Origin of the sequence: Vogesella facilis (assembly GCF_042648525.1) — a bacterium.
Taxonomy (GTDB): domain Bacteria; phylum Pseudomonadota; class Gammaproteobacteria; order Burkholderiales; family Chromobacteriaceae; genus Vogesella; species Vogesella facilis.
Window position 1 is genome coordinate 411,469 of the sequence record NZ_JBHRXN010000031.1, and the last position, 12,123, is coordinate 423,591.

A 12,123-nucleotide genomic window follows, 5' to 3' on the forward strand; every position below is an offset into this window, starting at 1 on the left:
AACAGTGATTTCAAATTGCCGTCACCTGCCAGTAATGCGGGCTGCCTACACTGCCGGCATTGTTTGTCGACGCAGGAATTCACCATGCATAGCGATCGTGCCGCGCTGTCTGCGGTAACCCAGGTAGCCGGTCATCTATTGCAAAGCCCGCCGGTGGTAACGCCGGAGAGCAGCAATTACCAGGTGCTGGAGCTGTTCAGCAGCCAGCCGGAGCTGTCCAACCTGCCGGTGGTGCGCGATGGCGCGCCGCTGGGCATCATCAACCGCAACCATTTCATGAGCATGCTGGCGCGGCCGTTTCACCGCGAGATCTTCGGCCGCAAGCCGTGCACCGCGTTCATGGACGCCAACCCGCTGGTGGTGGACTACCACTTGCCGCTGACCGAGCTGTCCTACCTGGCGCTGTCGCGCGGCGACAAGGTGCTGTCCGATGGCTTTCTGATTACCGTGGATGGCGACTACGCCGGCGTGGGGCTGGGGGTGTCGCTGGTGCAGGCGCTGGCCGACCAGCAGGCGCAGAAGCATCGCCAGATGATGGACAGCATCAATTACGCCTCGGTGATCCAGCAATCGTTCCTGCAAAGCTCGCGCCGCGACATGGCTGCCTGCCTGGACGACTACTTCATGGCCTGGGAGCCGCGCGACGTGGTGGGCGGCGACTACTACTACTTCGTGAAGCGCGACGACGGCTTTTTCGTGGCGGTGATCGACTGCACCGGCCACGGCGTGCCCGGCGCCTTCATGACACTGATCATGGCCTCGGCACTGAAACAGGTGCTGGGCACCTACGATCTGCACAATCCGGCGGCGCTGCTGTCGGCCATCAACCGCCAGGTGAAGGAGTCGCTGGGCCAGCTGTCGGCCGACGAGCACCAGGTGGAGGAAAACATCGAGGTGCGCTCCGACGACGGCATGGACTGCGCGTTCTGCTGGTACGACCACGCCAGCCACACGCTGACCTTTGCCGGCGCCAAGACGCCGATCTTCGTGTTGCCCAAGGGCGGCGACGCGGTGGAGGTGATCGACGGCAACAAGAAGGGCGTCGGCTATGTGTCCACGCCGCTGGACTACCAGTGGGACAACCACCGCGTGAAGCTGAAGCCGGGCAGCCGGCTGTACATCAGCACCGACGGCATCATCGACCAGATCGGCGGCCCCAAGCGTATCTGCTTCGGCAAGAAGCGCTTCAAGGAACAGATTCTCAAGCACGCCCAGCAGCCGATGGCGGCACAGCGCCAGGCACTGCTGGACGCCTTCCACCACTGGCAGGGCGAAAACAGCCGCCGCGACGACGTCAGCCTGTTCGGCGTGCATTTCACGGAGCAGCGCGCATGAGCCTGGACGCTTTCTTCCGTTTCCAGAACCTGGCCCGCGACGAGAGCGTGGTGTTCTTCTACACCGGCTATTTCTCGCAGGCCATCGTTACCGCCATGGCCGACGCGCTGCGGTTGCGGCTGAACCAGACCGACGCCAGCAATGTGCAGCGCCGCAAGCTGTTCTCGGTGTTCATCGAGATGGCGCAGAACGTGGTGCATTACTCCGCCGAGCACCTTACCGCCAGCGAGAGCGATGACCACGAGATCCGCCGCGGCGCGCTGTGGGTGGGCGAGCACCTGGGGCAGTTCTACGTGGTGTGCGCCAACCCGGTGGACCGCAACCAGGTTGGCCGCATCCGCGACAAGCTGGCGCCGCTTCTGGGCATGAGCAACGACGACATCAAGCAGCTGTACAAGCAGAAGCTGCGCGCCGACAACGACGCCGAAAGCAAGGGGGCCGGGCTGGGCTTCCTCACCGTGGCGCGCGACGCGTCCGGCCCGGTGGAGTTCGACTTCGCCGACGAGCACGGCCCGGACAGCCCGACCACCATGTTCTATCTGAAAGCCACTATCTGATCATGCAAAACATCTATCTTGCCGCCACCAGTTTCAGCCCGGAAGTGAACTTCGACTTTGCCAACCACTATCTGGCGCTGAAGGGCGAGTGCTACCCGGAAAACGCCGCGGTGTTCTTCGAGCCGCTCATGCACGCGCTGCATGGCTACCTGGCGCAGCAGAGCAGCAGCCGCATCATCGTGGACGTGCAGCTGGCCTATTTCAACAGCGCCAGCACCAAGGCGATCCTGGCCATCTTCGAACGGCTGAACGCCGCCGCGGTGGCCGGCAACTACGTGACGGTGCAGTGGCACAGCGACCCGGACGACGACACCATCATGGAATTCGGCCAGGAAGTGGCCGACGACAACGGTGCGCTGGAGGTGCAGCTGCTGGAGCTGGCCTGAGCGCCGCGGCGGCATAAAGCCTGGCCGCGGCTGGCGCGCATGCGGCCAACCTTGCTTGCGGCTGGCTTGGTGTGCGGGCAGACCAGGGTAGAGCCGGTAGCCGCTAGCGCGCGGCGTGATGCTGCGGATGGTTGGGGCAGCTCAGCAGATGGTCGTTCACCACGCCGGTGGCCTGCAGGAAGGCGTAGATCACCGTGCTGCCGACAAAATTCATGCCGTGCTGCTTCAGCGCTTTGCTGATGCGGTCCGACAGCGGTGTGCTGGCCGGGCAGTCGGCCAGGCTGGCCCAGTGGTTGACGATGGGCTGGCCGTCGACCTGCTGCCACAGCCAGCGCGCGAAGCTGCCGTACTGCTGCTGCATGGCCAGGAACACGCGGGCGTTGCGGATGGCGCTGTTCACTTTCAGCCGGTTGCGCACGATGCCGGCGTCCAGCAGCAGCCGTTCCACGTCGGCTTCGTTCATGGCGGCCACTCTGGCCGGATCAAAGCCGTGGAACAGCCGGCGGTAGTTGTCGCGCTTCCGCAGGATGGTGATCCACGACAGGCCGGCCTGGGCGCCCTCCAGCACCAGCATCTCGAACAGCCGGGTGTCGTCGTGCACCGGGCGGCCCCATTCGTCGTCGTGGTAGGCGATGTATTGCGGGTCGTCGCCGCACCAGCCGCAGCGTTGCAAGGTGGTCATGTCGCGTTTCTCTCTGGTTGTGGCGGCAGCCGGGCTGCCGCCGTGGTGGCGTGATGGTGGCGCAGCCGGCATGCGGCCAACATGTGTCGGGCTCGGGCGGCCATTTTGTGCGTGGCACGTCATGACATTAAACTTTTTTTGAAACTGGTCGCGTTTTAACTTAATAGTGATAGGGTTTACTGATAGGGTTAAGCCAGTGATTGCCATCTGCATGACGGGCCGCCCGTCAGCATACGTCCACCATTTCGAAATCATGCCATGACTCTGTGTGCCGACCTGCCGCCTCCTGCCGCCGTGAATATGGCTGACGCGTACCATAGCGTCAGCTTCCGGCGTTTGTGGCGCAACGGCACTACCGGGCAAAAGACGACCTTCTTGGCCACCTGGCTCCTGTCCATCCTGCTCAGCATCTCGCTGGGGCTGGCCTCGGTGATCTATGCCTGGTCCGGGCAGGCGTTGCAGTTTGGCGGCGCCGAGCTGTACGTTTCCATTTATCCGCCGCTGCTGATCTGTACCTGGTGGGCGCTGTGCTTCGGCTGGGGCTGGGGGGCGCTGCCGGCCTATCTGTCCACGCTGACCCTGGCACTGTACGCCGGCATGCCCTGGTATTGGGCGCTGCTGTTTGCCTGCGGTAACCCCATCGGGCTGGGGGTGATGGTGCTGGGCTACCGCGCCATTGCCATGCCATGCTCGCTGTTTTCCTGGCGTGCGCTGGTGTTTTTCCTGCAGATGGCCTTCGTCGGCAGCATGTTCAGCTCCGCCGCGGCGCTGGTGTGGTGCTACACCAACCGGGTGGACCAGGTGGCGCTGTTCGCCATCTGGCAGGGTTGGTGGCTGGGCAACTTCCTGCAGAGCTCGCTGATTGTGGCGCCGCTGCTGGCGCTGACCTGGCCGCGGGTGGAGGTCTGGTTGGGCGCGCACCAGCAGTTGCTGTCGATTCAGCCCACCGAGTCGCGCAAGCTGGTGCTGCAGCTGATGGGCGCGCTGATCATCGGCGTGCTGATCTACGCGCTGACCACCATCTGGCTGGGCACCGAGAGCGTGCAGGCCGAGGTGCACAGCCAGTCGGTTGCCAAGCTCAGCTTCGCGGCCGATCGGCTGTCCGCCATGATCTGGGCGTTTTTCTGGGTGATTGCCTTTGTGTCGGTGTTCATGGGCATGTTCGGCTACCAGATGTTCCTGCACTGGCATCGTACCAACAACCAGCTGCTGGCGCAGCTGGAGCGCGCCAATGCCGAGTTGGCGGAACAGGCGCGCACCGACGGCCTGACCGGCCTTGCTAATCGCCAGAGTACCAACCAGGCGTTGGCGGAGTGCTGGCATACCAGCCGGCTGCGCGGCGAGGAGGCGGCGCTGCTGATGCTGGATATCGATCTGTTCAAGCACATCAACGACAGGCACGGCCACATGGCCGGCGACAAGGCGATCCGCATGGTGGCCGGCATGCTGCGGCGCGAAGTGCGCAGCAGCGATCTGGCCGGCCGTTTTGGCGGCGAGGAGTTCGTGCTGCTACTGCGGCGCTGCGAGTGCGAAACGGCGCTGGAAGTGGCGGAACGGGTGCGGCAACGGGTGGCGGCGGCGCTGATCAGCGAGGGGGGCGCCGAGGTGCAGCTGACCATCAGCATCGGCGTGGCCATGGCGCATCATGAAGACAGCGATGTCGAGCACTGGCTGCGCCGTGCCGACGCGGCCTTGTACGAGGCCAAGCACCTGGGGCGCAACCGGGTGATCCTGGCGGCCTGAGCAGCGGCTGCTGTTGCCGGCAAGCGGCATGTTCCGGGAGGAGCATGCCGCTTGTTGCATTTAGGGGGCGGCTCGCGGCAAGGGCGCCGGGCGGCTTGCCGCACATGGTGCCGTTCGGTTGCGGCCAACGTTGGCCGCAACCGGGGCCGGCGCCACACCCCGGCATGCCCTTGGCGCGGTCTGCACCGCGCCGTTGCCGCCGGGCTCGGCGTGCCGCGGCCTGCTGCCGGGGGGGGCAACGCGACTGGCCGCCGGCGCCGGGCTGCCGCTATAATGCGCGGCTGCTTTTGACGAGGGATGAATCGTGCGTGACCGCTTGGCCGTATTGCCGCAGTACTTGTTGCCCAAACAGGCGTTGACCCGCTTCGCCGGCAGCATCGCCAATGCCAAGGGTGGCGGCGCCACGACGGCGCTGATCCGCCGCTTCATCCAGCGTTACAACGTCAACATGGCGGAAGCGGCCAACCCGGACCCAGCCAGCTACGCCTCGTTCAACGAATTCTTCACCCGCGCTTTGCAGCCGGGCGCGCGCCCGCTGGCGGCGGCGCCGTTCGTCTGCCCGGTGGATGGCGCCATCAGCCAGTTTGGCGCCATCAAGCAGGATCAGCTGTTCCAGGCCAAGGGCCATCACTATTCCACCACCGCGCTGGTGGGCGGCGATAGCCAGCTGGCCGCCGCGTTTGCCAACGGCCATTTCGCCACCATCTATCTCAGCCCGCGCGATTACCACCGCATCCACATGCCGTGCGACGGCACGCTCAAGCGCATGATCTACGTGCCGGGTGAGCTGTTCTCGGTGAACCCGACCACCGCCCGCGGCGTGCCGGGGCTGTTCGCCCGCAACGAGCGGGTGGTGTGCGAATTCGAGACCGCGCACGGCCCGATGCTGCTGGTGCTGGTCGGCGCCACCATCGTCGGTAGCATGGCGACGGCCTGGCATGGCGTGGTCAACCCGCCGCGCAGTGGCGATGTCCGCGAATGGCGCTATGACGACGGCGCCATCCGCCTGCGCCAGGGCGAGGAGATGGGGCGCTTCCTGCTGGGTTCTACCGTGGTGCTGCTGTTTCCGCAGCAGACCGTGCAGTTCAACGCCGACTGGGCGCCGGCGCGTCCGGTGCGACTGGGCGAGAAAATGGCCGACATGGCACGGTGAAATAGCCGTTGCTGTCGGAGGTAAAAAAGCGCCAGTCGGCGCTTTTTTTATTGCCGGCTAGAACCGCCGGCGGTGCGCTAGCGCACCGCCCCGGCCGGTAACGTTGGCCGCAGGCCGGCCGGGCAGGGGGTGGAGCATGCGGCATGGCAACCTGCGATGCTGTAGGCCCGTGGCAGGCGCCCGCGGTATCCCGGGGTAACGGTGGCTAGTGGCGGGCAGTTGTTGCTCGGCGTGTCGGCTGCCAGCGTTCGCCCGACAATTTTTCCAGCCTTGCCAATATCTGATAGTGGCGGCTCTGGCCATCACCTAGATTTTCCCTCACAAACCGTGACTTCAACTTTTCGCTGGAGTGCGGTTTTACGGAAATACTCATTAGACATCCGGATAGGGGAAGGTATGGAGATCGAGAACAGAAGTGTCGAGTTCATTCCGGAGAATGAACGCTATGGTTCAGCCAAACGGCTGTTTACCATTTGGTGTAGTGCCAACATGCAAGTCACCACCATGGTGATCGGTGCGCTGGGGGTGGTGGCGGGGCTGAATCTTGGCTGGACTTTCATCGGGCTGATCCTGGGCAACCTGATCGGCTCCATTTTCATGGCGGCCCACTCTGCGCAGGGCCCGCATCTGGGCATTCCACAGATGATTCAAAGCCGGGCGCAGTTTGGCGTGATCGGCGCCGGGGTGCCGCTGGCCATCGTGGTGCTGGCCTACATCCTGTTCACTGCGGCCAACGGAGTGGTGATGCGCGATTCCATCAAGGCGGTGGTGCCGGTGTCGGATAACGACGCCATCATCCTGTTTGGCGTACTGACGCTGATCGTCGGTTTCATCGGCTACGAGCTGATCCACAAGATCGGCGCCTACATGAGCGCCATCTCCGGCGTCATCTTCCTGATGGCCGCGTATCTCGTGCTGCAGAAAGGCCTGCCGGCCGGGATGTGGCTGGTAGCGGCCAGCACCTTCAAGTTTGCCACCTTCTGCCTGGTGGTGACCCAGGCTGCTTCCTGGACCCTGGGCGCCGGCCCTTATGTGGCGGATTACTCGCGCTACCTGCCGTCCAGCATCTCTACCCGCTCCACTTTCTGGTACAGCTATCTGGGCATCGTGGTCGGTTCCACCGTGGTGATGCTGCTGGGGGCGATCATGGCCGCCGCGGCGATGGATGTCACCACCGACCCGGGTAGCGCCATTGCCAAGCTGTTTCCGGAGCATACGCAGCTGGCGTACTACGTGATCATCATCGGCGTGCTGGAGTGGAACGTGATGAACCTGTACAGCTCGTACATGTCGACCACCACCATCTTTACCGGCTTCAAGGGCGCTACCAAGATCGGCGTGTGGACCAAGTTCATCATCATGGCCATTGTCGCCGTTATCGTGACCGTGATCGCCATTGCCGCGCAGTACAACTTCAACGCCTACTTCAGCGACATCCTGATCGGCCAGGTGTATGTGCTGGTGCCCTGGAGTGCCATCAACCTGGTGGATTACTACCTGATCCGCAAGGGCCGTTACAGCGTGCCGGCGATGTATGACGTCAACAGCATCTACGGCAAGGTGAACTGGAATACGCTGGCCATCTACGCCATTGCGGTGGTGGCGCAGATTCCGTTCATGGAGCTGTCTTTCTACAAGGGCCCCATCGACCAGATTATCGGCACCGATATTTCCTGGCTGCCGGCGCTGGTGATTCCGGGCGTGCTGTACTACCTGGTCAACCGCAACAAGCAGCTGCATCTGGACGTGTTTGACGCGGCCAACTTGTCTTCCGAAACCACTCGCTAAGCAGGCAGGACATGAACATGCCAACTACAACAGGCCGCCTGGCTGGGAAAGTCGCCATCATCAGCGGTGGTGCCAGCGGCTGCGGCGCCGCCGCGGCGGAGCGCTTTGCCCGTGAGGGGGCCACCGTGGCGATTGTCGACCGCAATATCGAGCAGGCCAGGTCGGTAGCGGCGGCGATTCGCGATCAGGGCGGAGTCGCATCGGCGCATTACGCCGACGTGGCCAAGCAGGCAGACGTCAATGCGGCGGTTGAAGCCATCAAGGCGCGCCACGGCGATGCCGACATTCTGTTCAACCATGCCGGCACGCTGATCGTGAAACCCTTTCTGGAAATACAGGAAAGCGAGTGGGACTGGCTGATGGGGGTGAACGTCAAAAGCATGTTCCTGATGACGCAAGCGGTATTGCCGCAGATGCTGAGAAAAGGCAAGGGCAGCATTGTGTGTACCTCTTCCATTTCTGCAGTCTGCGCCACGCCGGGCGAGGTGCTCTACGATGCCACCAAAGGCGCTTGCCACATGTTTGCCAGGGCGGTGGCGATGGAGTATCGCGACCAGGGCATCCGCTGTAATGCCATTGCCCCCGGCTTTATCCGCACGCCGCATGGCATGAAGGAGCTGCAAGACCTGCAAGCCATGGGGGTAGATGTCAGCGAAGCGGCGATTATTCAGCAACAGGGGCGGTTGTGCGAGCCGCACGAAGTCGCCAGTGCCGCGTTGTTTCTGGCCTCCGACGAATCCAGCTTCGTGAATGGCACGCACCTGTTTGTCGATAACGGCTTTTCTGCCATTTAAATTTGATCGCGCAGTCTTGGATAAACGTCACCTCAAAAAATGAGGTGACGTTTTTTAATGCCTGCTGCGTTTGGTTTTTATATTGCTAGCGTAGTGGTGGGACTTGCCGGGTGCATTGCGGCGGCTGTGGGCGGCAAAGCTAATATGCTGCATTGTGCGAGGCTGCGACTCGGCCAGGCTGTAGCCAGCTTGCCGCACAATTCCGATGACGGCCGGGTTGTTTTTGTTGCGGATTTGTTCTGGCTGGCTCTGGTGTCAGATCGCTGTTATGACTTGTTGCATGGCGCTGCAATAGGTTTGCAGGGAGTATCGCCTGCAACGGTTGGCTAGCCGGGCTGCCAGCTCGGGACAGCTGTACGGCTTGAAAGTGATATGTCATGGATGGTCTGTTTGGTAGTCTTGGGCCGATGTTTGCAGGGAAATTCGGCCGTGGATTATTAAAAATAACCGGTAAATAGATAACGAATTGCGTCGTATGAAACCATAAATATGTTATCGAATTTAAGTGGCATCCGATTTTTACGCACATGAAAAATCAGAACGCCTTGCCAACCACCATGCGTGCATCTTTCTGCGTGAGTGCCAACGTGGAAGATCAGGCTCGCTCGTTTGCCGAGTGGGGGCTGTCGTATACCCAGATATCTAACGGCATCTTCCGTGGCTCGTCCGTCATGGCCTCGGTAGGGGGCTTGCAGCTTGTTGTGGAGGATTTGAATAAAAAAATATTGCAGCGTGGCACGGTGCCGAAAAATAGGCTGGCGATTGGCATTCCTTTGGAGCTTGAAGGGCACTCGCGGATGTGCGGTGAACAAAGCACAAAAGATGCGCTGCATGTTTTTTCCTGCTACCCGGATTTTGAGTTTTTATCACCTGAGCGGCATATTGTCGCCAATGTCGAATTTGACATTAACTCGCTAAGCTCGGAGTTGACGCAAGGACTTGGGCAGGCGCTGTATGCAAAATTGCTGGCGCCAGTGGTCGAGCTAAGCCCCGCCGCCGCAGAGCATATAAGACAGTTGTTGCGGCAGGCGCTTGGGTCAATCCGGGCTGATGCGGCCAACGTTTCCGTGCAGCATAAGGAGCGGATGTCGCTGCTCGAGAGAAATCTGCTATATGGCATCTTGGAGGTGGTTTCTGCTTTTCCGGAGTTTCCTCCGCATTCTCCACCGCGAGCAGCCAAAAACTGGGAAATTGTTAAGCGGGTCCAGCAGTCTTTGCAGAATCCGGATTCATGCTTTCTTTCGATTGCCGAGCTATGCATCGAGCTGCAATTGAGTCGCCGTACTATCCAGTATGCCTTTGAAAGTGCGGTGGGGACCAACCCGGCAAAATACCTCAAGGCGGTACGGCTCAATCATGTGCGCCATGATTTGATGTGCGGGCTGTCTGTGACTGAAGCCGCCGTGCGTTGGGGTTTTCTGCACTTGAGCGCCTTCGCGCACGATTATCGTACCTTTTTTGGCGAGCTGCCTTCGGCCACATCTAAACGCTATGGCCATGCCAAAACGCAGGTCGCCTATCCGTCCTTCTATTGAGGCAAATAGCGGTGACGGCGTGGCGCGCGAATGTTGTCCGGCGCAGGCGGCGCCCTGAGCCGGGTGGAACGGCCCCGACGCCGTGGCCGCATTCAATACGTGCAGTAGTCGATTGCCTGCCGCACCTGTTGCAAGGCCTGTTGCAGCACATCGGGCGGGGCGGAACCAAGCGCCAGCCGGATCGCGTGCGGAACCTGGGCGGAGGTGGCGAACGGTTCCGCCGTCGCGATCGCTACCTGCTGCGCGGCGAGCCGTGCCACCAGCTGTTCGGCACGTACCTCCTCGGCCAGCGGCAGCCACAGGAAATACGACGCCGGATGGCCGACGCAGGGCAGGCCGGCGAAGATGCGGCGAGCCAATGCCTGGCGGCTGGTGGCGTCCTGGCGTTTGGCGGCCTCCAGCCGCGTGACGGTGCCATCGTCGAGCCAGCCGCAGGCGAGGGCGGTCATCACGGCGGGGGTGTTCCAGGTGCTGGCGCGGATCGCGCGCTCGATGGCGGCGACCCAGGGCAGCGGTGCGGTGACAAAGCCGACGCGCAGCCCGGTGGCCACGCTCTTGGATAGCCCGGATACATACACGGTCCGTTCCGGCGCCAGTGCGGCCAACGGTGTCGGCGCTTGCTCCGCGAGAAAAGCGTAGGCGGCATCCTCGATGAGCAGCAGCTCGTGGCGGCGGGCGATCGATACCAGCTGTTGCCGCTGCGCCGCGCTCAGCACCCAGCCCAGCGGGTTGTGCAGGGTTGGCATGCTGTAGACGGCGCGGACCCGGCGGTGGGTGCATAGCTGTGCCAAGGCCGCCAGGTCGGGGCCGTGTGCCGTGGCCGGAATGGGCAGCAGCTCGAGCTGCAGGGCTTCCGCCAGCACTTTAAAACCGGGATAGGTCAGCGCGTCGCAGGCGATGACATCGCCGGCGCGCAGCAGCGCCATGGCCGTTACCGTCAGGCCGTGCTGGGCGCCGCTGACGAGCAGGGTCTGCTCGCCGCTTACCGCCAGGCCGCGGCTGGCCAGGTGGCGGGCGACGATGGCGCGCTCATGCGGGCGGCCGCCGTGTGGCTGGTAGCGCAACAGCGCCTCCAGATCGCCGGAGGCGGCCAGCTGGCGCAGCGCATCGCGCAGCATGGCGCTCTGCTCCGCCAGCGCCGGATTGTTGAAGTTGAGGTCCACCATGCCGGCGCCAAGCGACGGCTGGTCGATGCCAAGGCCGGGCGGCAGCGAGGTGTCGCGGACGAAGGTGCCGCGGCCGGGTTCGCCGCTTACCAGCCCCATGGCCTCAAGCTCGGCATAGACGCGCGTGGCGGTTACCAGGGCGATGCGCTGCTTGGCGGCCAGCTGGCGATGGGTTGGCAGCCGTGTGCCGGGTGGTAGCCGGCCGCTGCGGATGTCTGCGGCCAACGTATCCACCAGTTGTTTGTAGCGCGGCTGTGGCATGACGGAATGTATCCATGACAATTTTTTGATTGTATTGATTATTCGGCCTAGGCTGTGTCGTCGCAACCCCATCGCTACCGAAAGACGACTCCATGCACATCGCTATCCTTACCTTTGACGGTTTCAACGAACTCGATTCCCTGATTGCGCTGGGCATCCTGAATCGCATCAAGCAGCCGGACTGGCGGGTATCAATCGCCAGCCCGACACCCCGCGTGCGTTCGATGAATGGCGTGGTGCTGGAGTCGCACATCCCGCTGTATGGGGCCAGCCAGGCCGATGTGGTGCTGGTCGGCAGTGGCATGCAGACGCGGCAGGTGGTCGCCGATGCCGCACTGATGGCGCAGATACAGCTTGATCCCGCCCGGCAATTGCTGGGCGCGCAGTGCTCCGGCACGCTGCTGCTGGCGAAACTCGGCCTGCTGCACGACGTGGCGGCATGTACCGACCTGACCAGCAAGCCCTGGGTGCAGGAGGCGGGCGTGACGGTGCTGAATCAGCCGTTCTTTGCCAACGGCAACGTGGCCACCGCGGGGGGCTGTCTGGCCGCGCAGTATCTGGCGGTGTGGGTGATTGCCCGACTGCTGGGGCGCGACGCGGCGCAGGGCGCGCTGCATTACGTGGCGCCGGTGGCGGAGAAGGAGGATTATGTGGCGCGCGCCATGCAGCATGTGGCGCCGTATCTGCCGGCCTAGGCAGCTGGGCTGCCGGCAACAAAAAAAG

At 62.8% G+C, this 12,123-nt stretch carries 11 protein-coding genes; 9 read left to right on the plus strand and 2 right to left on the minus strand.

Features of this window, described 5'->3' with window-relative positions; all coding sequences use genetic code 11:
* The first annotated feature begins 84 nt into the window (after nt 1–84).
* From ACFOLG_RS13115 to ACFOLG_RS13125, 3 genes are read left to right on the plus strand one after another with little or no spacing between them, the layout of a single operon-like run.
* Nucleotides 85–1,335, plus strand: coding sequence for a SpoIIE family protein phosphatase (locus ACFOLG_RS13115; RefSeq protein WP_386092564.1), 1,251 nt, complete (start codon nt 85–87; stop codon nt 1,333–1,335).
* Complete coding sequence (locus ACFOLG_RS13120) at nt 1,332–1,892, plus strand: SiaB family protein kinase (protein WP_386092566.1); 561 nt, start codon at nt 1,332–1,334, stop codon at nt 1,890–1,892. The genes ACFOLG_RS13115 and ACFOLG_RS13120 overlap by 4 nt, the downstream gene beginning before the upstream one ends.
* 2 nt (nt 1,893–1,894) lie before the next feature.
* The gene (locus ACFOLG_RS13125; RefSeq protein WP_386092568.1) at nt 1,895–2,278 is read left to right on the plus strand and encodes a DUF1987 domain-containing protein; all 384 of its coding nucleotides are present in this window, start codon (nt 1,895–1,897) and stop codon (nt 2,276–2,278) included.
* Between the two features lie 103 nt (nt 2,279–2,381).
* On the opposite strand, the gene ACFOLG_RS13130 is transcribed toward ACFOLG_RS13125, so the two are convergent.
* A complete protein-coding gene (locus ACFOLG_RS13130; RefSeq protein WP_386092570.1) occupies nt 2,382–2,960 on the minus strand; it encodes a DNA-3-methyladenine glycosylase I in 579 nt (192 codons plus the stop codon).
* Between the two features lie 375 nt (nt 2,961–3,335).
* On the opposite strand from ACFOLG_RS13130, the gene ACFOLG_RS13135 reads away from it, so the two are divergent.
* The 5 genes from ACFOLG_RS13135 (at nt 3,336) to ACFOLG_RS13155 (ending at nt 9,973) form a co-directional block, all read left to right on the plus strand.
* A complete protein-coding gene (locus ACFOLG_RS13135; RefSeq protein ID WP_386092571.1) occupies nt 3,336–4,703 on the plus strand; it encodes a GGDEF domain-containing protein in 1,368 nt (455 codons plus the stop codon).
* Between the two features lie 304 nt (nt 4,704–5,007).
* Complete coding sequence (asd, locus tag ACFOLG_RS13140; protein ID WP_386092573.1) at nt 5,008–5,856, plus strand: archaetidylserine decarboxylase; 849 nt, start codon at nt 5,008–5,010, stop codon at nt 5,854–5,856.
* Between the two features lie 396 nt (nt 5,857–6,252).
* Complete coding sequence (locus tag ACFOLG_RS13145; RefSeq protein ID WP_386092575.1) at nt 6,253–7,644, plus strand: purine-cytosine permease family protein; 1,392 nt, start codon at nt 6,253–6,255, stop codon at nt 7,642–7,644.
* A 17-nt stretch (nt 7,645–7,661) separates the two neighbouring features.
* Nucleotides 7,662–8,438, plus strand: a complete 777-nt coding sequence (locus ACFOLG_RS13150) for an SDR family NAD(P)-dependent oxidoreductase (protein ID WP_386092577.1) — start codon at nt 7,662–7,664, stop codon at nt 8,436–8,438.
* A 527-nt stretch (nt 8,439–8,965) separates the two neighbouring features.
* On the plus strand, nt 8,966–9,973 hold the full coding sequence (locus tag ACFOLG_RS13155; RefSeq protein WP_386092579.1) for a helix-turn-helix domain-containing protein: 1,008 nt from the start codon (nt 8,966–8,968) through the stop codon (nt 9,971–9,973).
* A 92-nt stretch (nt 9,974–10,065) separates the two neighbouring features.
* On the opposite strand, the gene ACFOLG_RS13160 is transcribed toward ACFOLG_RS13155, so the two are convergent.
* On the minus strand, nt 10,066–11,400 hold the full coding sequence (locus tag ACFOLG_RS13160; protein WP_386092581.1) for an aminotransferase-like domain-containing protein: 1,335 nt from the start codon (nt 11,398–11,400) through the stop codon (nt 10,066–10,068).
* Nucleotides 11,401–11,492: 92 nt separating this feature from the next.
* On the opposite strand from ACFOLG_RS13160, the gene ACFOLG_RS13165 reads away from it, so the two are divergent.
* On the plus strand, nt 11,493–12,095 hold the full coding sequence (locus ACFOLG_RS13165; RefSeq protein ID WP_386092582.1) for a DJ-1/PfpI family protein: 603 nt from the start codon (nt 11,493–11,495) through the stop codon (nt 12,093–12,095).
* Nucleotides 12,096–12,123: the final 28 nt, after the last annotated feature.